The following is a 22,167-nucleotide window of genomic DNA, read 5'->3' on the forward strand; positions in this document are numbered from 1 at the left end:
CGCGACACACACGAGGACGGACGCGCGATGACCACCCCCGACCCGGCGACCCTGTCCGCCGCCGAGAAGCGGGCCCTGCTCGCCGAGCGCCTGCGCCGCAAGCAGGCCGCCGCCCAGCCCCGCCGGCACCGGTTCCCGGCCTCCTTCCCGCAGCAGCGGATGTGGTTCCTGGACCAGCTGACGCCCGGTGACACCGCCTACAACGTCTGCGGCGCCACCCGGATCCGCGGCCCGCTCGACCTGGAGCTGTGGCGGCGCGCCGTCTCCGCGATCGCCCGCCGCCACGAGGCGCTGCGCACCACCTTCCGCGCGGTGGACGGCGAGCCGGTGCAGGTGGTCACCGAGGGCGCCGAGCCGGAGTTCGCCGTCGTCGCCTGCGAGCACCTGGCCGGCCCGGACGGCGAGGAGGGCATCAAGGCGCTGGCCCGGGAGGAGTTCGCCCGTCCCTTCGACCTCGCCACCGGCCCGCTGGTGCGGATGCGCTTCCTGCGGCTGGCCGCCGACGAGCACGTCCTGCTGCTGACCATCCACCACATCGCCGGTGACCTCTGGTCCACCTCGGTGTTCCTGGACGAGCTGGTCACCCTCTACGGCGGGTACGCCTCCGGCACCGAGGCCGTGCTGCCCGCGCTGCCGATCCAGTACGCCGACTACGCGGTGTGGCAGCGCAAGCGGCTGGACGGCGACGGCGCGGCGGGCGACCTCGCCTACTGGACCGCGGCCCTCGCCGGCGCCCCGGCCGCCCTGGAGCTGCCCACCGACCGGCCGCGGCCCGCCGTGCGCACCACCCGCGGCGGCTCGCGCCCGTTCGCGCTGTCCGCGCCGGTCATGGACCGGGTGCGGGAGTTCAGCCGGGCCGAGGGGGTCACCCCGTTCATGACGCTGCTCGCGGCCTTCCAGGTGCTGCTGCACCGCTACACCCGGGAGGAGGACGTCGTCGTCGGCGTGCCGGTCGCCAACCGGGGGCGCCCCGAGGTCGAGCGGCTGATCGGCTACTTCGCCAACATGCTGGCGCTGCGCACCGACCTGTCGGGCGCACCGTCCTTCCGGGAGCTGCTGGCCCGGGTGCGGCCGGCCTGCCTGGGCGCCTTCGCCCACCAGGAGCTGCCGTTCGAGCGGCTGGTCGAGGAGCTGCACCCGCAGCGCGACCTCTCCCGCACCCCGGTCTTCCAGGTCTCCTTCGTCTTCCAGAACATCGCGATGCCCTCCTTCGACGTGGCGGGCCTGCACCTGGAGCCGATGGAGGTGGAGAGCGACACCGCCCGCTTCGACCTGGAGCTCCAGGTCTTCGACCGCCCGGAGGGCCTGAGCGGCCGCTTCGAGTACAACAGCGACCTGTTCGAGGCGGCCACCGTCGACCAGCTGGCCGGCCATCTGCGGCTGCTGGTCGAGCAGGTGCTCGCCGACCCGGACCGTCCGATCGGCGAGGTGCCGCTGCTCGCGCCCGACGAGGAGCGGGCGCTGCGCGAGCGGGGCAACGACACCCGCCGGCAGTGGCCCGACCGGGGCCCGGTCCACCACCGCTTCGCCGAGCGGGCCGCCCGCACCCCCGACGCCGAGGCGGTGCGCTGCGGCGCCGAGGCCCTGACCTACGCCGAACTCGACGACCGCTCCGCCCGGCTGGCCCACCGGCTGCGCCGGCACGGCGTCGGCCGCGACGTCCTGGTCGGCGTCTGCACCGAGCGCTCGGTCGACCTGGTGGTGGCGCTGCTGGCGGTGCTCAGGGCGGGCGGCGCCTTCGTCCCGCTGGACCCGGAGTTCCCGCCGGAACGGATCGCCTTCATGCTCGCCGACTCCGGGCTGCCGGTGCTGCTCACCCAGCGCCCGGTGGCCGGGCGGCTGCCCGCCGGCGGCGCCGAGGTGCTCTGCCTGGACGAGCTGCGCGAGGAGCTCGCCACCGAGCCGGCCGGCGACCCCGGCGCCCCGGTGGACGAGGACGACCTCGCCTACGTGATCTACACCTCCGGCTCCACCGGGCGGCCGAAGGGCGTGCAGGTCCCGCACCGGGCGCTGACCAACTTCCTGCACGCGATGGGCGAGCGGCCCGGCCTGGCGGCGGACGACACCCTGCTCGCGGTCACCACGCACTCCTTCGACATCTCGCTGCTGGAGCTGCTGCTGCCGCTGGTGCGGGGCGCCCGGGTGGTGGTCGCCGAGCGTTCCTCGGCCGCCGACGGCGAGCGGCTGTCGCGGCTGCTGGCCGCCTCCGGGGCGAGCGTCATGCAGGCCACCCCGTCCACCTGGCGGATGCTGCTGGACGCGGGCTGGCGGGGCGCGCCTGGCCTGAAGGTGCTGGCCGGCGGCGAGGCGCTGCCCGAGGACCTCGCCCGGCGGCTGCTGGCCGGCGGCGTGGAGCTGTGGAACATGTACGGGCCGACCGAGACCACCATCTGGTCGGCGGTGGCCGAGGTGGGCGAGGGCCCGGTCTCGATCGGCGCGCCGATCGCCAACACCGAGCTGCACGTGCTGGACGAGCGCGGCCGGCTGGTGCCGCCCGGGGTGCCCGGGGAGCTGACCATCGGCGGTGCCGGGCTGGCCCGGGGCTACCTGGGCCGGCCGGAGCTGACGGCCGAGCGGTTCGTCCGGCACCCCTTCGACCCGGACCCGGCGGCCCGGCTGTACCGCACCGGGGACCTGGTGCGCCGCCGCCGCGACGGCGGCATCGACTTCCTGGGGCGGCTGGACCACCAGGTGAAGCTGCGCGGCTTCCGGATCGAGCTGGGCGAGATCGAGAGCGAACTGGCCGCCCACCCGGAGGTCGGCCACGCAGTGGTGACGGTCCGTGAGGACGTTCCCGGCGACCAGCGGCTGGTGGCGTACGTGGTGCCGGCCGCGGACGGCGGCACCGCTGCGGCCCCGGAGTGGCCCGACCAGGTCGACGAGTGGCGCCGGATCTGGGACACCGCCTACGACGAGCCGGAGGACGCCCCGGCGCCCGACGCGGCCCCGATCCCCGGCGAGGACCTGCGCGGCTGGAACAGCAGCTACACCGGCGAGCCGATCCCGGCCGCCGAGATGCGCGAGTGGGCCGACCGCACCGCCGAGCGGGTGCTCGCCCTGCGCCCGCGCTCGGTGCTGGAGATCGGCTGCGGCACCGGTCTGATCCTCCAGCGGGTCGCCCCGCACACCGAGCGCTACTGGGGCACCGACATCTCGCAGGTCGCCCTGGACGGCCTGCGCCCGGTGGTCGACGCCGCCGCCGGGGCCTTCGGCGAGGTCGCCCTGCACGCCTGCCCGGCCGACCGGCTGGACCGGCTGGACCGGCTGCCCGAGCGGCTCTTCGACGTCATCGTGCTCAACTCGGTGGTCCAGTACTTCCCCGACGAGCGCTACCTGCTGCGGGTCGTCGAGGGCGCGCTGAGCCGGCTCGCCCCGGGCGGCTCGCTGTTCCTCGGCGACATCCGCAGCCTGCCGCTGCTGAGCGCCTTCCACCTCTCGGTGCAGCTGGCGCACGCCGAACCCGGCCTGCCCGGCGCCGAGTTGCTCGCCCGGGTGCGCCGCCGGGTGGAGGAGGACGAGGAGCTGGTCTTCGACCCCGGGCTGTTCACCGCCCTGCCGCGGCGCTTCCCGGCGATCGGCGAGGTCCGGGTGCTGCCCAAGCGGGCCGCCGCCGCCAACGAGCTGAACCGCTTCCGCTACGACGTCGTGCTCACCACCGGCGGTCCCGCCGCCGGGCCGGCCGGCGAGCCCGCCGCCGAGTGGCTGGACTGGACGGCCGAGGGCCTGAGCGTGGCGGCGCTGCGCGAGCGGCTGACCACCGAACGCCCCGCGCTGCTCGCCGTGCGCGACGTGCCCAACGCCCGGCTGCGCGACCTCGCCGACACCCTCGGGCAGCTGACGGAGGGCGACGCCCCGGCGGCCGGCCGCCCGGAGGCGGTCGACCCCGAGGAGCTGTGGTCCCTCGCCGACGCCACCGGCTACCGGATCGACCTCGACTGGTCCGGCCACGGCCCCGACGGCGCGCTCACCCTGGTCGCCCGCCGGACCGGCGCCGACGGCTCGCCCGCGCCCGGCCTGCCGCGCCTCGCCGAGGTGCCGGCGAAGGAGCCGGACTGGGGCCGCCACGTCAGCGGCACCCGCCGCCGGCTGGCCCGCCGGCTCGTCCCGGAGCTGCGCACCGCCCTGGCCGGACGCCTGCCCGCCTACATGGTCCCCTCCGCCTACGTCCTGCTCGACGCCCTGCCGCTGACCCCCAACGGCAAGACCGACCGCAAGGCGCTGCCCGCCCCCGACGGCGAGCGCCGCGACCTCGCCTCCGCGTACGTCGCCCCGCGCGACGAGCGCGAGGAGGCGCTGTGCGCGCTGTTCGCCAAGGTGCTCGGGGTGCCCGCGGTCGGCGTCCACGACAGCTTCTTCGACCTGGGCGGCCACTCCCTGCTCGCGACCCGGCTGGTGTCCCAGATCCGCTCCGCGCTGGGCGCCGAGGTGCAGGTCCGGGCGCTGTTCGAGACCCCGACGGTGGCGGGTCTGGCCCGTCACCTGGCCGGTGAGGGCGCAGCCGCGGCTTCTGCGCGCCCGGAGCTGGCGCCCGAGCCCCGGCCCGCCGAACTGCCGCTGTCCTTCGCGCAGCGCCGGCTCTGGTTCCTGGACCGGATGCAGGGCCCCTCCGCCACCTACAACATCCCGATGGCGGTGCGCCTGGGCGGACCGCTGGACGCCGTCGCGCTGCGTGCCGCGCTCGCCGACGTGGTCGAGCGGCACGAGGCGCTGCGCACCGTCTTCCCCGACACCGCCGGTGTCCCGCGCCAGCACGTGCTGGGCCCCGACGCCGGGCGCGCCGTGCTGACCGTCACCGAGGTGCCCGAGGCCGACGCGGCGCCCGCCGTGGAGGCCGCCGCCCGCCACCGCTTCGACCTGACGCGCGAACTGCCGGTGCACGCCGAGCTGCTGGTGCACGGCCCGCAGCGGCAGACCCTGGTGCTGGTGGTGCACCACATCGCCGCCGACGGCTGGTCCGTCGCCCTGCTCGGACGCGACCTGGCCACCGCCTACGCCGCCCGCCGGGACGGCCGCGCGGCACGCTGGGCGCCGCTGCCGGTCCAGTACGCCGACTACACCCTGTGGCAGCGCCGGCTGCTCGGCGACCAGGACGACCCGGACAGCACCTGGAACCGGCAGCTCGCCCACTGGCGCCGGGCGCTGGACGGCCTGCCGGAGCGGATCGCGCTGCCCGCCGACCGGCCGCACCCGGCCTCGGCGAGCCGGCGCGGCGGCACCGTCGCGCTGCGCTGGGACGCCGCGCTGCACGCCGCCGTCGCCGAGCTCGCCCGGCGGCACGACGCCAGCGAGTTCATGGTCGTGCACGCCGCCCTGGCCGCGCTGCTGCACCGGCTGGGCGCCGGGGACGACGTCCCGGTCGGCGCGACCGTCGCCGGGCGCACCGACGCCGCCACCGAGGAGCTGGTCGGCTTCTTCGTCAACACCCTCGTGCTGCGCGCCGATCTGAGCGGCCGCCCGACCTTCCGGGAGTTGCTGGCGCAGGTCCGCGAACGCGGCCTGGACGCCTACGCCCACCAGGAGGTCCCGTTCGAGTTCCTGGTGGACGCGCTGCGGCCGGCCCGCTCCACCGCCCACCACCCGCTGTTCCAGGTGATGCTGGCCTGGCAGAACGTCCCCGACGCGGTGCTGGGCCTGCCGGGCCTCACGGAAGAGGTCGTGCCGGTGGACACCGGCGGCGCCCGGATGGACCTGGTGTTCTCGCTGACCGGCCGGCGCACGCCGGGCGACGGCGCCCCGGCCGGGATCGACGGCGTCGTCGAGTACAACGCCGACGTCTTCGACCCGGCGACCGTGGAACTGCTGGCCGAGCGGCTGCGCCGGATGCTGCTGGCGGTCTGCGCGGCGCCGGAGCGCCCGGTCGGCGAGGTCGAGCTGCTCGCCCCCGAGGAGCGGCAGCGGCTGCTGACGGACGGGAACGGCGCGGCCGGGGCCCCGGCCGCCGCCACCCTCCCCGCGCTGTTCGAGGCGCAGGCGGCCCGCACCCCGCAGCGGCTCGCGGTGCTGGACGCCGAACGGGAGCTGACGTACGCGCAGCTGGAGGCGGAGGCCAACCGGCTCGCCCGGCTGCTGATCGGCCTCGGCGCGGGCCCGGAGCGGCCGGTGGCGGTGGCGCTGCCGCGCTCGGCCGCCTCGGTGGTGGCGATGCTGGCCGTGGTCAAGGCCGGCTCGGTCTACCTGCCCGTCGACCCGGACTACCCGGCGCAGCGGATCGCCTTCCTGCTCCAGGACGCCCGCCCGGTCCTGCTGCTGACGGCCGGTGAGGCCGCCGGGGCGCTGCCGGCCACCGACGTCCCGGTGCTGCGGCTGGACGCGCCGCAGACGGCGGCCGAGCTCGCCGCCCTCCCCGCGACGGCGCCGTCGGACGCCGAGCGCACCGCTCCGCTGACCCCGGCGAACGCCGCGTACGTCATCCACACCTCGGGTTCCACCGGCACGCCCAAGGGCGTGGTGGTCACCCACACCGGCCTGGCGGGCCTGGTCGCCGCGCAGCGCGAGGGCTTCGGCCTGGACGAGGAGAGCCGGGTGCTGCAGTTCGCCTCGCCGAGCTTCGACGCCTCGGTGGCGGAGCGCTGCGACGCGCTGCTGACCGGCGCCGCGCTGGTCGTCGTGCCCAAGGAGGACCTGCTCCCGGGCGAGCCGCTGGCCCGCACCTGCGAGCGGTACGGGGTCACCAATGTGACGCTGCCGCCGAGCGTGCTGGCCGCCGTGCCGCCGGGCGGGCTGCCCGCCGGGCTGTCGCTGGTGGTGGCGGGCGAGTCCTGCCCGGCCGCGCTGGCCGACCGCTGGTCGGCGCACGCGCGGATGGTCAACGCCTACGGCCCGACCGAGACCACGGTGTGCGCCACCCTGACCGGACCGCTGACGCCCGGCGGGGGCGTTCCGCCGCTGGGCCGGCCGATCCCCGGCGCCCGGGTGTACGTGCTGGACGAGGGGCTGCGGCCGGTGCCGCCCGGCGTGCCCGGCGAGCTGTTCGTCGCGGGCGCCGGGCTGGCCCGGGGCTACCTGGGCCGCCCCGGTCTGACGGCCCGCCGCTTCCTGGCGGACCCGTACGGGGAGCCGGGCACCCGGATGTACCGCACCGGGGACCTGGTGCGGCGGCGGGCCGACGGCCGGCTGGACTTCCTGGGCCGCACCGACCACCAGGTGAAGGTGCGGGGCTTCCGGATCGAGCTGGGCGAGATCGAGTCCGCGCTCGGCGCCCTGCCGGAGGTGGCGCAGGCGGTGGCGGCGGTCCGCGAGGACCAGCCGGGCCGGCGGGCCCTGGCCGGCTACGTGGTCCCCCGCCCGGGGACGGCGCCGGACCCGGCGGCGCTGCGGGCCGCGCTGGCCGCGCAGCTGCCGCCGTACCTGGTGCCGGCCGCGGTGGTGGTGCTGGCGGAGCTGCCGCTGACCGCCAACGGCAAGGTGGACCGGGAGCGGCTGCCGGCGCCGGAGTTCACCGCGGCCGCCGGTTCCGCCCGCCCGCGCACCGTGGCCGAGGAGACGCTGTGCGCGATCTACGCCGAGGTGCTGGGGCTGGCGGAGGTCGGCACCGGGGACGGCTTCTTCGACCTCGGCGGCGACAGCATCCAGGCGATCCAGGTGGTCTCCCAGGCCCGTACGGCCGGGCTGGTGATCGGCGCCCGCGACGTGTTCGCCCACCCGTCGGTGGCCGAGCTGGCGGCGGTGGCCGTCCGGGCGGAGGACGCGGCGGACACCGAGGACATCGGGACGGGTGAGATCGCCCCCACCCCGATCACCGAGTGGCTGCGCGAGCTGGACCTGCCCGCCGAGGAGTGGGGGCGGTTCAGCCAGGAGGCCGTGGTCGCCGTGCCGCCGGCCGGGGAGCTGGACCTGCCGCGGCTCGCCGCGGTGCTGCAGGCACTGGTCGACCACCACGACGTGCTGCGCTCCCGGCTGGACACCCGGGCCGACGGCCGCTGGGTGCTGCACGCCGGGCCGGCCGGTTCGGCGCCGGTCGCGGACCACCTGCTGCGGGTGGACGCCGAGGGCCTCGACGCGGCCGGGCTGCGGGCGCTGACCGCGGAACAGGCCGCCGCCGCCCGGAGCCGGCTGGACCCGCGGGCCGGGGTGATGCTCCAGGCGGTCTGGCTGGACGCCGGGGCGCACCGCCCCGGACGGCTGCTGCTGGTGCTGCACCACCTGGTGGTGGACGGGGTGTCCTGGCGGATCCTGCTGCCCGATCTGCGGGCCGCCGGCGAGGCGGTGCTCGCGCAGCGGCCGGTGCCGCTCGCCCCGGTGGGCACCTCGGTGCGCCGCTGGGCCGGACTGCTGGCCGACGAGGCCGCCGATCCGCGGCGCGTGGCCGAACTCCCGGCCTGGCAGCGGCTGCTGTCGGACACGCCGGCGCTGCTGCCGGCCGGCCCGGAGCCGGCCGGGGGAACGGGCCGGCTGGTCCTCACCCTGCCGGCCGAGGCCACCGCCGCGCTGCTCGGCACCGCCCCCGGCGCCTTCCACACCGGCGTGCAGGACGTGCTGCTGGCCGCGTTCGGCATCGCCCTGGAGGAGTGGCGCCGCCGCCGCGCCCCCGAGCGGGCGCCGGACGGCGGGGTGCTGGTGACCGTGGAGAACCACGGGCGTCAGGAGGACCTCGCGGACGGGGTCGACCTGTCCCGTACGGTGGGCTGGTTCACCAGCGTCCAGCCGGTGCGGCTGGCGGCCGGCCCGCTCGACTGGCCGCAGGTCGAGGCCGCCGGGCCCGAACTGGCCGCCGCCGTGGTCCGGATCAGGGAGCAGCTGGCCGCCCTGCCCGGGGACGGCCTGGGGCACGGCCTGCTGCGCCGGCTGAACCCGGAGACCGCCCCGGTGCTGGCCGCGCTGCCGGCCCCGCAGGTGGCGTTCAACTACCTGGGGCGCTTCGCCGACGCCGGTCCGGACGCCCTCTGGGCGCCGGTCACCGCCGACGCGGCGCTCGCCCTCGGCGGCACCGGCACCGAGGACGGCGCCCCGGCCGGACTGCGGACCCACCCGGTGGAGCTCAACGCCGTCACCTACGACGGCCCCGACGGCCCGCGCCTGGCGGCCGGCTGGACCTGGGCCCGGGGGGTGCTGGACGAGTCCGCGGTGCGCGAGCTGGCCGAGACCTGGTTCGCCGCCCTGACCGCCGTCGCGGCCTGCGCCGCCCTGCCGGACGCCGGTGGCCCGGCGCCCGTCCGCCCGGCGGCGCAGCCCCGGCGCCGCCGCCCGGCCGCGCGCGGCGGCGTCCCGCGCGCCGACCGCACCGGCGGGGTGCCGCTCTCCTTCGCCCAGCTGGACATCATGCATCAGCCGGTCGACCCGGAGGCCTCGCACCACAACGTCATCACCGCCACGGTGCTCACCGGCACCCTCGACCCGGCGGCGCTGCGCGACAGCCTGGACGCGATCGTGGCCCGTCACGAGGCGCTGCGCACCCGGATCGTCGAGGACAGCGCCGGTTCCTGGCGCCAGCTGGCCGACCCGTCGGGCGGCTGGCCGCTGGCCGCGGTGGACCTGAGCGGCGAGCCCGAGGAGACCAGGACCGGGGCGCTGCGACGGCTGGTCGAGGCCGAGGTGGACCGCCCGTTCCGGCTGGCCGAGGGCCCGTTGGTGCGCGGCACCCTGGTGACCACCGGGCCGGACACCTGGGTCCTGGTGCTGGTGCTGCACCACATCGTGGTCGACCTCTGGTCGTACGCGCTGCTCGGCCGCGAGCTGGGCGAGCTGTACGCCGCCCGGGTGCTGGGCCGCGAGCCCCGGCTTCCCGAGCCGGCGCTCCAGTACCCGGACTGGGCGGCCTGGCAGCGGCGGCGGCTGGCCGACGGCGAGCTCGACGAGCACGTCGCCCACTGGGAGCGGCTGCTGACGGACCTGCCGGAGCTGCCGCGCTTCGAGGCGCCCGAGCACCAGAAGGCCGAGGCCGTCGAGGGCTACACCAGCGGCTTCGTGCTGGAGCCCGAGGTCACGGCGGCGCTGAAGGAGGCCGCGCAGCGCGAGGGCACCACGCTGTTCATGCTGCTGCTGTCCGCCTTCCACCTGCTGCTGCAGAGCTACGCGCAGGAGGAGGCCGGCACCGATCTCGCGGTGGGCTTCCCGCTGGCGGGCCGGGAGCACCCGCAGACCGAGCAGATGATCGGCTTCTTCATCAACCCGGTCGTGGTCCGCCCCCGCCCGGCCGGCGACGCCACCGTCCGGGACCTGGTCACCGCCGTGCGGGCGGGCGTCCTGGACGCCCATCGGCACCAGGAGGTCCCGCTGCGGTGGCTGCGCCGGGACGCCGGGGAGGACCGCAACCCGCTGCGGCTGCTGTTCAACCTGCTCAACGTCGCGGGCGACCCGCTGGACCTGCACGGGCTGAGCGCGGCGCCGCTGAACCTCAACGTCGGCGACGCGGAGGTGATCCCGGAGCTGATCACCGAGATGCGCCCGCACAACGCCGACCTCTACCTGATGATGCACGAGTCCGACGCCGGGCTGCGCGGCCTGTGGCTGTACGCGCCGGACCGGATCGACCCGCGCTCGATGGCCGCCATGATGCGCCGGTGGCCGGCCGTGCTGGACCTGCTGACCGGCGAGCCCGACCTCCCGCTGGCCGAGCTGCGCCGCCGCGTGCGGCAGCATCCCGCCTCCTGACCCCGCCCGTTCACCCCCCTCCCCGAAAGGCACGCCATGCACCGCACGGCCACCCCCGTCGCGCTGATCACCGGCGGCACCCGCGGCATCGGCCGGGCCACCGCCCTGCGGCTGGCCGAGGACGGCTACGACGTCGCCCTGTGCTACAGCAGCGACGCCGAGTCCGCCCGCACCCTGGAGAAGGAGCTGCGGGACCTCGGCCGCGCCGTCTACGTCCGCCGCACCGACGTGGCCGACGCCGCCGCCGTCCGCGAACTGGTCGACGGGGCCGAGGACGCCCTCGGCCCCGTCACCGCCCTGGTCGCCTCGGCGGCGATCCTGCGCGACACCCCGCTGCTGCTGATGGAGGACCAGGACTGGCACGACGTCCTCCAGGTCAACCTGAGCGGCGTCTACCACGCCTGCCGCGCCGTGATCGACGGCATGGCGCTGCGCCGCCACGGCGCCATCGTCACGCTGTCCTCCGTCGCCGGGGTCTGCGGCAACCCCGGCCAGACCAACTACGCGGCCACCAAGGCCGGCATCATCGGCTTCACCCGCTCGCTCGCCCAGGAGGTCGGCCGCTACGGCATCCGCGCCAACGTGGTCGCGCCCGGCTACATCGACACCGACCTGGTCGCCGACCTCCCGGAGGAGGCCGTCGAGCAGTCCCTCGACCAGGTCGCCCTGCGCCGCCTCGGCCGCCCCGAGGAGGTCGCCGACCTGGTCGCCTTCCTGCTCTCCGACCGGGCGAGCTACCTCACCGGCGAGGTCGTCCGCATCGACGGCGGCTTCCGCTGACCCCCTTCCCCCCTCTGGAGCCCCCCCGTGTCCGACACCCGCTGGACCGTGCTGGTCAACGACGAGGAGCAGCACGCCCTCCATCCCGCCGCCCTCCCCGCCCCCGCGGGCTGGCGTCCCGCCGGCTTCACCGGCACCGAGGACGCCTGCGAGTCCTGGGTCGACGCCCACTGGAGCGACCTGCGCCCGCTGTCCCTCCGTCAGGGGGCCGCCCGCGCCTGAGGTGGACACTTCACCACGACCCGTGACCGTGCTAGCGTCCTGGCGATGTCGAGGATTCTGGTCACCGATCTGGACGGCACCCTGCTCGGCGGCAGCCCGGACCAGCGTCGGCGGTTGCGGGACGCGTTGCTCCGCCACCCCGAGGTGACCCCGGTCTTCGCCACCGGCCGGGGTCCCTCCGCGGTCCGCGAGGTCCTGCGCGACCCGCTCGTCCCCCGGCCGCGCTGGATCGTCGCCGACGTCGGCGCCACCGTCCTCGACGGCACCGACCTCACCCCGCTGGACGCCCTCCAGGACCGGCTGCGGGCCGGCTGGCCGGGAGAGGACCGGGTGCGCGCCGCACTGCGCCGCTTCCCCGACCTCACCTACCAGCACGACGTCGTCCAGGACGGCCGCTGCTCCTACCGGCTGGCGCCGCGGCACCTCACCGCCGACCTCACCGCCGCCGTCGAGGCGCTGGGCTGCGCCTGGGTGTACTCCGGCGACCGCTACTTCGACGTGCTGCCGTCCGGGGCCTCCAAGGGCACCGCCGTGCGCGCCCTGGCCGGCAAGCTCGGCTGGCGGCCCGAGGACGTCCTGGTCGCCGGCGACTCCCTCAACGACCTCTCGCTGTACCGGCTCGGCACCCACGCGGTGGTGGTCGGCGGCGCCGAGCCCGCCCTGCTCGCCGCGCTCGCCGACACCCCGCACGTGCTGCGCCCCGAACACCCCGGCGCGGCCGGCATCCACGCCGCCCTGGACACCCTCGGCTGGATCTGAAACCGCTACGGCAGGATGCCGGCCCGGCGGGCGGCCACGACCCAGCGGGGGAACTGGGAGAGCAGCCGGTCGTACAGCTCCGGGTCGGGCAGGGTGCTGATGTCGTCCACGGAGAAGAAGCCGACGTTGTCCACGCGCCGGCCGGGCAGGTCGTCGAAGCGCTGCAGCACGCCGTAGTCGGAGCGGCCCAGGCCCACGAACTGCCAGAAGACGGGCTCCTCCACGGACGCGCGCAGCTCGCGCTCGATCTCGGCGTTGCGGTAGACGCCGCCGTCGGAGAAGAACAGGACCAGGGTGGGCGCCGCGGCCGGGTTCCGGCGCACGTGGTCCCGCACCTCGGCGATGACCTTCTGCTCCTCGTTGCCGATGCCGACCGCCCTCATGTCGACCCGGCCGTCGGGCAGCCGGTTGCCGCGCCGGCGGCGGCCGAACAGCCCGGCCAGCTGCCCGACCCGGACGTGCTGCAGCCACTCCGGCAGGTCCCCCACCCGCAGGTCGGGCAGCCGGGCCGGGTTCGACGCGAACGTCCACGCCTGCATCGTCCCGTCGTCGTCCAGCTGCGCCGCCACCGCCACCATCCGCTCCACCACGTCGGACACCACGCCCCGGGCGTAGAGCGCCGACATCGACCCGGAGGCGTCCAGGACCAGCACGACCCGTGCGACCATGCCCGCCGCCCCGTGCTTCTCCAGACTCACCGCCACCTGCCGCTTGCGCAGCGACAGCCGTTCCCGCATCCCGGCCGGGAGCCTCTCCTCCTCCCCCGCGCCGCCGCGTTCCTCCTCGTCCACGGTGACCCCGAAGTCGGCCGCCAGCCCCGCGAGCCCCGACGCGTACCCCTGCCCGAGCGCCCGGAACCGCCACTGTCCGCCCCGCCGGTACAGCTCACCGCCGATGAGCACCGTCTCCGGCCCCGCCACCGGCTCGAACCGCGCCAGCTCCCGCTGCGTCCCCGCGTCGACCAGCCGCACCACCAGCCCGCGCACCTGCCCGAAGGTCCCGCCGTCCGCCGAGGCCACCAGCACGATCCGTTCGACGCCCGGTTCCACGGCCGCCGGCTCCACCGCGAGCCGGTCCGTCACCACCCCGTCCCCCTCGGCCTTCCCCTGATGGACCACCGCCCCCGACGCATGCCGCGGCTGGTTGTGGAACACGAAGTCCCCGTCCCCCCGCACCCGGCCGTCCGCCGCCACCAGCAGGGCCGACGCATCGACATCGGGTCCCCCGGCCCCTCGGCCGATCTCCACCCGCACGGCCGCCGCGTCGACCGGAACATTCGCACCCGCACTCAAGCCTCGCTCCGTCATGGACACAGTCTGGCAAGGCTCCTCCCCGCCCCGACAGGGCCGTGCCGCCGCTCGCCGGGTCAGAGCCCGGCGTAGGGGGCGATGGTGGCCGCCGTGGCCGCGCACCGCAGGTAGTTGTCGGCGTGGTGGAAGCGGAAGAGGGAGCTGACCGACGTGGTGTGGTCCAGGGCGATCCCGTCGAAGAACCGGCTCAGCCCGGGAGGGACGGCGACGGGGTCGCCCGGGTCGGCGATGTTCACCCAGCGAATCCCGCCGGGCAGGCCCGCACCGCGCGCCCGGGTGCCGTCGGCGGGCTGCGGAGCGGGGACGAGGCGGTCGAAGACCACGCGGGGCAGGGCGAGCGGCGAGCCCAGGGTGAGGAACAGCTCGGGCCGCAGCTCCGGGTGGGCGTGCAGGGCCTCGTAGGCGACGACCGAGCCGAGGGAGTGCGCGACGACGACGCGCGGCCGGTGCCGGGCGATGCGCGCCGCGACCTCCTCGCGCGCCGCGATGCGCTCCGGGGCGTCGGCTGCGCGCAGGTACGCGGCCACCTCGCCGCACAGCAGCCGGACGAAGACCCCGAGCCGGCCCTCGGCCAGGTCGAACCTGCGCGCCAACCAGGACGAGAACGCGCGCAGCGGCACCGCGGCGTTCCCCTGCGCCACCTCCTCCGGCACCCCCAGCTCCCGCGCCCACGCGTCGAGCACCTCCTGGGCGAGCGGGTCGTCGAGGAAGTCGCCGCCCCGGTCGCCCTGCGGCGCCGGGCCGGGGCGGAGCTTGTCCGCGTAGTAGGCGAAGTCGGCGTCGATCCGCTCCGGCACCGTGCCGAGCCCCGCCGCCAGGTCCCGTGCCCAGGCGGCGGCCTTGAGCGCCCGGAGCTCCTCCTTGCGCGCGTCGGAGATGCCGGCGCCGAAGCTGTTGTGGATGCCGTGCACGGCGACGACGCGGAGCGGTGAATCGGTGATGCCGGTCAACGGAGTCTCCTGAGAAGGGGGTCCAGACTGAGGGTGGCCACTTCGCGGCCGAAGCCCGCCACGACGGTGCCGTCGGCGGTGACCGTCACGGCGGTCACCGCGGCGGGGAGGTGGAACGTGGTGCGGCAGGTGCCGGTGGTGAGGTCCCAGACCCGCACCACCCCGTCGCCGCAGCCGAGGACGGCGTGCGGACGCCCTGCGAGGTCGGCCACCGCCGCCGCCCCGACCCCGCCGGTGTGGCCGGCGAGCAGGCGGACCCGGGCACCGGTGGTGAGGTCCTGGACCGACGCCGATTCCCCGTTGCCGGTGACGACGGCGTGGGGGCGTCCGTCGAGCTCCGTCACCGCGACCGCGTGAACCCCACCGGTGTGGCCGTCGAGTTGACGAACGTGGGTGTCGGTGGTGAGGTCCCACAGCCGCACCGCCCCGTCGCCGCAGCCGGAGACCGCGTGCGGACGCCCGTCCAGGACCGCCACCGCCACCGCGTTCACCCAGTCGGTGTGGCCGGTGAGCCGGCCGACCTGGGTACCGGTGGTGAGGTCCCACAGGCGCACCGCCCCGTCACTGCAGCCGGAGACCGCGTGCGGACGCCCGTCCAGGACCGCCACCGCCACCGCCCTCACCCCGCCGAAGTGGCCGGCGATTCCCCGGACCCGGACACCGGTGGTGAGATCCCACAACCCCACCGAACCGTCGCCGGCGGTCACCACGTGGGGGTGTCCGTCGAGCTCCGTCACCGCCACCGCCCTCACCCTGTCGCTCTGGCCGGTGAGCCGGCGGACCCGGGTACCGGTGGAGAGATCCCACAACCGCACCAACCCGTCCCGGCAGCCGGTGACGGCGTAGCGGCGCCCGTCGAGGTCCGCCACCGCCACCGCCCTCACCCCGCCGAAGTGGCCGGCGATCCCGCGGACCCGGACACCGGTGGTGAGATCCCACAGCCCCACCGACCCGTCGCTGGTGGTGAGGGCGTGGGGGCGCCCGTCGAGCTCCGTCACCGCCACCGCCCCGACCCCGTCGGTGTGACCGGCGAGTTGACGAACCTCGGTGCCGGTGACGAGGTCCCTCACCTGCGCCGACTGGTCGTTCCCGCCGGTCACGGCGTGGGGGTGCCCGTCCAGGACCGTCACCGCCATCGCGTTCACCCCGCCGAAGTGGCCGGTGAACCGGCGGACCCGGGTGCCGGTGGTGAGGTCCCACAGCCCCACCGACCCGTCCCGGCAGCCGGTGACGGCGTGGGGGCGCCCGTCCAGGACCGTTACCGCCACCGCCCCGACCCTGACGGTGTGGCCGGTGAGCAGGCGGACCCGGGTACCGGTCGTGAGGTCCCACAGCCCCACCGACCCGTCGCTGCCGCCGGTGACGGCATGGGCGCGCCCGTCCAGCACCGCCACCGCCACCGCCCCTGCTCCGCCGATGAGTTGACGGGCCTGGGTGCCGGTGGTGAGGTCCCACAGCCGCACCGACTCCGCACTGGCGGTGACGGCGTGGGGGCGCCCGTCGAGGTCCGCCACCGCCACCGCCACGACCCTGCCGGCATGGCCGGTGAACCGGCGGACCTGGGTGGCGGTGGTGAGGTCCCACAGCGCCACCGACCCGTCGCCGCACCCGGCGACGGCATGAGGGCGCCCCGTGAGGACCGCCACCCCCAGCGCATGGACCGCGCCGTTGCGGCCGACCATGGTGCGGATCAGCGCGGTGGAGACCTGGCCGCCCGTGGCCCAGCACACCCGCCAGTCGGCGTCGCCGGGGAGTTCGTCCTGGAGCGGGGCGATGCGGAAGCGGGCGGCGTCCAGGGCGAGGAGCTGCCGGCGCACCGCGGGTGGCAGCGTGTGGTGGACGCCCCAGGAGGCGCGGTAGACGGCGGCGACCAGCCGGGCCCGGTCGGAGCCGGCCCGGGACAGGGCGTCGGCGAGGGCGTGGGGGTCGGCGTGCTGGAGGTGACCGGCGTCGTCGAGGAGCTCGTCCAGGCGTCCGGCGTCGACGGCGTGCTGGGCGGTGTGCCGCAGCAGGTAGTCGGCGGCGTTCTGCCACAGCGGGCCGCCGTTGCGGTCCCGGGGGACGCCGAGCAGGAGGTGTTCGAACAGGCGCTGCGCGGGGCCGGGCAGCGGGTCCGTCGCCGGCGACGGGTCCTCGGGCGACGGGTCACCGGCGGGTCCGCGCAGCCAGTCGGCGAGGCCTTCGTGGAAGAGCCGGTAGAGGGTGGTGCCGTCGGCGTCGAGGTCGCGGCGCAGGTAGAAGCGTGCGTCCCCGTCGAGAAGGGCGTACAGCTGCGGCAGGGACGGAGGCGGGTCGCCGTCGGCGGTGAAGGCGGCCGCGGCGTGGACCAGGACGCTCTCGGGCATGCCCCGGCCCTGGGCGAAGGCGAGGGCCGTGAGCACCGGTCGCAGGTGGGGCTGGTCGGCGTGGCGCCGCAGGTCGAGTTCGAGGAGGTCGGGGAGGCTGCGGGGCACGGCCCCTCCCAGCCGCCGGGCCTCCTCGGGTGTGTCGGCGGGCGGCAGCGCCAGCAGGTGGTGGACGTAGAGTCCGGCGGTCAGGAACTCCCCCCAGTGCGGGGCTTCGGCGTCCGCGCCCGGCCGGTCGGCGTCGGCGGGTGCGGTGAGGGCTTCGGCGATCGCGTCCGCGAGGGCGTCCCGGGCGGGCCGCAGGGTGCTGCGGGTGTACGGCCCGTCGGCGGTGAGCAGCCGTTTCGCGTAGGCGGTCAGGTCCGCGCGGAGCTCGTGCGGTGCGACGGTGCTCAGGTCCGTCAGCGATCCGCCGTCCCGTGCCAGGCCGAGGAGCTCGTCGAACCGGTCCTCCTCGCGGGTGGCGACCAGCAGCCGCAGCGGCCCGCCGGTCGTCCGCGCGTGCCGGGCGAGCGGGAGCAGCAGGGCGGTGGTGACGTCCCGGGGTCTGAGGGCTTCGTCGAGGGCGTCGATGACGACGGTGACCGGGCGCTCGCCGGAGGGGATCAGGTCCAGCAGGCGCTGCGCCGGGCTCGCGTCCGGGGCGGGCGCCTGCCCGTCCGGGGAGCCCGCAGCGCCCGGGGTGACGATGTGGCGGATCTGGCGGACCAGGGAGGCGACGATGTCGTCGAGGCCGAGGCGTCGTGCGTGGACGGCGGCGATCCGGTCGTTCTCGCCCGGGACGTGGTCGTCGAGGGCGGCCCACAGGGGGCGGGTGTGGCGGCGCAGCGCGGGGTGGGCGGCGCACAGCAGGATGCCGAGGAGCGCGGACTTGCCGGCGCCCGGTCTGCCGGTGACGACCCGCAGGTGCGGGGCGGCGGTGTCGTCGTCGAGCCAGCCGGTGAGGGTGTCGAGTTGCGCGGTGCGGCCGCTGAAGTAGCCCTCGGTCCAGTCCCGGGCCACCGGTTCGCCGCCGCCGGCGCGGCGCATGAAGTGCAGGGGGTCCGCGGCCCAGTCCGCCAGGCGGGCGATCTCCGGCGGCAGGTCCGGCGCCGGTCCGCCGTGCTGCGGGGCGTAGCAGGGGTTGGGGAAGAACGGCAGCCGGGAGAGGTCGGCGTGACCGGGGACGAGGCTGGTCAGGACCGACTGCGGCAGCCCGCCGGCCTGTTCGGCCATCTCGTCGACGGTGCGGCCGATGTCCCGCCAGACCGTGGCGGAGGGGATGTGCGGCAGGGAGGGGTCGAAGCGGACCTCCAGGTCCCGGTAGCGTTCCAGCACCCGGACCAGGGCCCGGCTGAGGCGGTAGCCGAACGCCTGCCGGTCCGGTCCGGTCGCGGCGAGCACCCAGGCCCGGCGCCTGTCGACGTCCATCCGCGCGTGCCAGGCGGTCACCGCCGCCTGTCCGCTGTAGCAGACGTCCAGGACGAACAGGGTCACCGGCCGGTGCCGGTCGGGGTGGTCCTCGATCAGGTCGATCCAGCTGCCCACCGGCCGGCTGAGCCGCTCCCCGTCGCTGCCCAGGACGTACAGCTTCTCGCTGCTGCCGTCGGCGAGTTCGCCGTGCCCGACGATGTGCACGATCAGCACGTCCGCGTCCTCGGCCTCGACCGCGGCCTCCACCAGCCTCCCGTAGTCCGCCCGGGGCTGCGGCTCCGCGGCCGGGCGCCGGGTGTACCGGAACTCCGCCAGGATCCCCGCCACCCGGTCGGCGTGCGCAGGAGCCTCCTCCAGGACGTCCAGGCCGAAGCGCGGCGAGTCCCCGTCCTCGGTCCGGGTCAGCGCGATCCCGAGCGACAGCACCGCGTACCGCGGCTCGCCCGCGGCCTGCGTCCGCTCCCCGCCCAACGCCACCCTCCGCCCCCGGTCCCCCGGTCCCCCGATCATCGCGGTTCGACGATAGACACTTCCCGCTCCGGTGGGGCCGGATCGCCCGGATCGGAGCGCTGGTTCCGAGGGCCGCACCGCCGTGACGAACCGCCGGGCGGCCGCCTCCCCGCACACCGTCACGGGTGCGGGGCGCCGACCGGATCCCCACGCGGCGGCGCCGTCGCCTACAGTGAGAGCTTCTTGCGGACGGGGCCGGGTGACGGCACGAGCACGGAGGGGGGCCGGAGTGGAGCGACGGGTACGTCGGACCGCGGCGGCCGCCCTGTCCTGCGCGTTCCTCGCGGCCTGGGCCGTCTGCCAGGTCCTCCTCGGCACGGCGACGGGTGCGGCGCGGCCGGCCCTCGAAGCGCCGCCCGCCCTCGCCGCCCAGGCCGCCCCGGCCGCGCCCGTCGCCGTACGGTTCGGCCCGGCGGGCGCGGAGGTCCGGCGCGCCGCGGACCACCGCGACGCGGATGTCGCCCAGCGGCGCACGGCCACCGCCGAGCCCGCCGTGCGGCTGCCCGCGCTCCCGCCGGCCGCGCTCCCGGCCGGCCGGACGGACGCCCCCCGGCCCGGGACCGGGGTGTACGCCCCGGGGTCGCGCCAGGAGCGGGCGCCGCCGTCCGACGCCTACGACCCCCGCCACACCCGCGGTCCCCCCTCCACCCGGTCCAGCTGACGTTCCACCGCGCCCGCCGACCGGGTGCCGCGGCCTGCCCGCGGCCCGGCCGGGAGGACTCCGGCCACCGTGCCCGGAGCGTCCCCGGCGGCGCGCGTCCCCTCGCGTCCGCCCGTCCCGGGTGCGGCGTCCCCCGCGGACGCCCGGCTCCCGCGGACCGCCCGTGGAGTACCCATGCCCACTCGCCGTGCCACGTTCTGGCGCGCGCTCGTCGCGCTCGCCGTCGTCGGTGTCTCGCTCTACATCGCCCTGACCACCCCGCCCCGCCTCGGCCTCGACCTGCGCGGCGGCACCCGGATCGTCCTGGAGACCCAGGACTCGCCCACCGTCCGCGCCGACGCGGACGCCACCGACCGGGCGCTGGAGGTGCTGCGCCGCCGGGTCGACGGCCTCGGCGTCGCGGAACCCTCGCTCGCCCGCGCCGGGGAGCGGCGCATCGTCGTCGAACTGCCCGGCGTCCAGGACCCCCGCGAGGCCGCCGCGGTGATCGGCCGCACCGCCCAGCTCACCTTCCACCCCGTCACCGCGACCGCCGAGGGCCCGGCCGGCCCCGCGGCGGCGGACGGCTCCCGGGTCCTCGCCGACCCCGCCCTGCCCGGCGGCCACCTGCGGCTGGGCCCGCCGGTGCTGACCGGCGACGGCGTCAAGGACGCCTCGGCCGTCCTCGACACCCGGACCGGCCTCGGCTGGAGCATCGACCTGTCCTTCCGGGGCTCGGCCGGCGACGCCTGGGCCCGGCTCACCGGGGAGGCGGCGTGCGCCGCGCCGGCCGACCCCGCCCGCCGGGTCGCCATCGTGCTCGACGACCGCGTCCTGTCCGCGCCCGGGGTCCAGGACAGCGTGCCCTGCGGGCAGGGGATCACCGGCGGTTCGACGCAGATCACCGGCGGCTTCTCGGCCGACGAGGCCCGTGACCTCGCGGCCCTGGTGAAGGGCGGCGCGCTGCCCGTCCCGGTGACGGTGATCGAGCAGAGCACCGTCGGCCCCACCCTGGGCGCCGAGGCCATCCGGGCCAGCGCCCTCGCCGCGGCCATCGGCCTGCTCTGCACCGGGGCGTTCATCATCGCGGTGTACCGCCTGCTCGGAGTGCTGGCCACCGTCGCGCTCGGCCTCTACGGCCTGATCTCGTACGCCGCCGTGGTCGCGCTCGGCGCGACGCTCACCCTGCCCGGGCTGGCCGGCTTCGTGCTCGCCATCGGCATGGCGGTGGACGCCAACGTGCTGGTCTTCGAACGGGCCAGGGAGAAGTACACCGCACCCCGGGCGGCCGGCCGCGGCAGGGAGCGCGACCTGCGGCGCCCGCTGCGCGTCGGGTTCGCGAAGGCGTGGAGCGCGGTGGCCGACTCCAATGTGACGACGCTGCTCGCCGCCGGGCTGCTCTTCGTGTTCGCCACCGGCCCGGTCAAGGGCTTCGGGGTGACGCTCTCGATCGGCGTGCTGGCCTCGATGTTCTCGGCCATGCTGATCACCCGGCTGCTCGCCGAGTGGGCGGTGCGGCGGCCGGCCGTCGCCCGGCGGCCCGCCCTGACCGGCATGGCCACCGTCGGCCGGCTCCGGACCCGGCTGAACCGGCGGCCGCCCCGGCTGATGCGCCACCGGCGGCGCTGGCTGGGCGCCTGCGCGGGCCTGCTGCTGCTCGCCCTGGCCGGGATCGGCGGGCGCGGCCTGGACTTCGGCGTCGAGTTCACCGGCGGCCGGGTGGCGCAGTACACCGCCGCGCAGCGGGTCGACGCGGACGCCGCCCGCGCGGCGGTGGTCGGCGCCGGGTTCCCGCAGGCCGTGGTGCAGACCACCGGCGACACCGGCGTGTCCGTCCGCACCAAGGAGACCGGCGACGACCAGCAGCAGCGCATCCGGGAGGCGCTCACCGGCGTCACCGGCGAACTGTCGGTGGAGCGCGACGAACTGATCGGGCCGAGCCTCGGCAGCGAGCTGCGCGGCTACGCGCTGGCCGCGCTCGGACTCGCGGTCGCCGCCCAGCTGCTCTACCTCACGGTCCGTTTCCGGTGGACCTTCGCGACCGCCGCGGTGATCGCGATGGCACAGGACCTGCTGCTCGTGCTCGGCCTCTTCGCCTGGCTGGGCAAGCCGGTGGACAGCGTCTTCCTCGCCGCGCTGCTCACCATCGTCGGGTACTCCGTCAACGACACGGTGGTGGTCCTGGACCGGCTGCGCGAGCTGCGCCGGACGGGGACGAAGGCGAGCTGGGCGGACCTCGCCGACCGCGCCGTGGCGCAGACCCTGCCCCGGACGGTGAACACCGGCATGGGGGCGCTGTTCGTCCTGGCGGCCCTGGCGGTCCTCGGCGGCGACTCGCTCGCCGACTTCTCGGTGGCGCTGCTGGCCGGGGTCCTGGTGGGCACGGCCTCGACGGTGTTCACCGCGATGCCGGTGGTCGTGCTGCTCCAGGGGCGGTTCCCGGACCGGCCGCGGGAGGCCCGGGAGGCGCCGGGGGCGCGGGGCGTGCGGACGCCGCACCCGGCGGGCGCGGCCCGCACGCGCGACCACAACGGGGCGGTGGTCTGAGCGGGGCCCGCGCCGCTCCCGGACTCCGGTCCGGGAGCGGCGCCGGGCCCGGGCGTGCCCCGGGCCGCGCCACCGCCCGACCGCGCCGCCCCCGCCACCAC

The 22,167-nt window shown here is 76.7% G+C and carries 9 protein-coding genes; 6 read left to right on the forward strand and 3 right to left on the reverse strand.

Annotated elements, in window-relative coordinates:
- Nucleotides 1-27 precede the first annotated feature (27 nt).
- Genes ACFXAM_RS19810 through ACFXAM_RS19825 form a run of 4 tightly spaced genes read left to right on the forward strand, consistent with a single transcriptional unit; the run spans nt 28 to nt 12,351 of the window.
- Nucleotides 28-10,590 (forward strand): amino acid adenylation domain-containing protein, encoded by a 10,563-nt coding sequence (locus ACFXAM_RS19810; RefSeq protein WP_380292912.1) that lies wholly within the window; start codon nt 28-30, stop codon nt 10,588-10,590.
- 36 nt (nt 10,591-10,626) lie between these two features.
- Nucleotides 10,627-11,370: a 3-oxoacyl-ACP reductase FabG gene (gene fabG, locus ACFXAM_RS19815; protein WP_380292914.1), complete on the forward strand. Its 744-nt coding sequence runs from the start codon at nt 10,627-10,629 to the stop codon at nt 11,368-11,370.
- A 27-nt stretch (nt 11,371-11,397) separates the two neighbouring features.
- Nucleotides 11,398-11,592, forward strand: a complete 195-nt coding sequence (locus ACFXAM_RS19820) for an MbtH family protein (protein WP_380292916.1) — start codon at nt 11,398-11,400, stop codon at nt 11,590-11,592.
- A 45-nt stretch (nt 11,593-11,637) separates the two neighbouring features.
- The gene (locus tag ACFXAM_RS19825) at nt 11,638-12,351 is read left to right on the forward strand and encodes an HAD-IIB family hydrolase (RefSeq protein ID WP_380292918.1); all 714 of its coding nucleotides are present in this window, start codon (nt 11,638-11,640) and stop codon (nt 12,349-12,351) included.
- A gap of 5 nt (nt 12,352-12,356) precedes the next feature.
- On the opposite strand, the gene ACFXAM_RS19830 is transcribed toward ACFXAM_RS19825, so the two are convergent.
- Genes ACFXAM_RS19830 through ACFXAM_RS19840 form a run of 3 tightly spaced genes read right to left on the reverse strand, consistent with a single transcriptional unit; the run spans nt 12,357 to nt 18,879 of the window.
- Entirely contained in the window at nt 12,357-13,658 is a 1,302-nt protein-coding gene (locus tag ACFXAM_RS19830; RefSeq protein WP_380292920.1) for a VWA domain-containing protein, read from the reverse strand.
- A gap of 59 nt (nt 13,659-13,717) precedes the next feature.
- A complete protein-coding gene (locus ACFXAM_RS19835) occupies nt 13,718-14,611 on the reverse strand; it encodes a serine peptidase (protein WP_380292922.1) in 894 nt (297 codons plus the stop codon).
- Nucleotides 14,608-18,879 (reverse strand): AAA family ATPase, encoded by a 4,272-nt coding sequence (locus ACFXAM_RS19840; protein ID WP_380292924.1) that lies wholly within the window; start codon nt 18,877-18,879, stop codon nt 14,608-14,610. The genes ACFXAM_RS19835 and ACFXAM_RS19840 overlap by 4 nt, the downstream gene beginning before the upstream one ends.
- 229 nt (nt 18,880-19,108) lie before the next feature.
- Here ACFXAM_RS19840 and ACFXAM_RS19845 point away from each other — a divergent pair, with 229 nt between their 5' ends.
- Both ACFXAM_RS19845 and secD read left to right on the forward strand, forming a co-directional pair.
- A complete protein-coding gene (locus ACFXAM_RS19845) occupies nt 19,109-19,540 on the forward strand; it encodes a hypothetical protein (protein WP_380292926.1) in 432 nt (143 codons plus the stop codon).
- A 174-nt stretch (nt 19,541-19,714) separates the two neighbouring features.
- Nucleotides 19,715-22,066: a protein translocase subunit SecD gene (gene secD, locus ACFXAM_RS19850; protein ID WP_380292928.1), complete on the forward strand. Its 2,352-nt coding sequence runs from the start codon at nt 19,715-19,717 to the stop codon at nt 22,064-22,066.
- The last annotated feature ends 101 nt before the right edge of the window (nt 22,067-22,167 follow it).

The sequence above is a fragment of the Kitasatospora sp. NPDC059462 genome (genome assembly GCF_042749955.1).
Classification (GTDB): Bacteria; Actinomycetota; Actinomycetes; order Streptomycetales; family Streptomycetaceae; genus Kitasatospora.

Bases quoted from the DNA above. Each gene is read 5' to 3' on its own strand.
- ACFXAM_RS19810 (WP_380292912.1), top strand. From the start codon at position 28: ATGACCACCCCCGACCCGGCGACCCTGTCCGCCGCCGAGAAGCGGGCC.
- fabG (WP_380292914.1), top strand. From the start codon at position 10,627: ATGCACCGCACGGCCACCCCCGTCGCGCTGATCACCGGCGGCACCCGC.
- ACFXAM_RS19825 (WP_380292918.1), top strand. From the start codon at position 11,638: ATGTCGAGGATTCTGGTCACCGATCTGGACGGCACCCTGCTCGGCGGC.
- ACFXAM_RS19830 (WP_380292920.1), bottom strand. From the start codon at position 13,658: ATGACGGAGCGAGGCTTGAGTGCGGGTGCGAATGTTCCGGTCGACGCG.
- ACFXAM_RS19840 (WP_380292924.1), bottom strand. From the start codon at position 18,879: ATGATCGGGGGACCGGGGGACCGGGGGCGGAGGGTGGCGTTGGGCGGG.
- secD (WP_380292928.1), top strand. From the start codon at position 19,715: ATGCCCACTCGCCGTGCCACGTTCTGGCGCGCGCTCGTCGCGCTCGCC.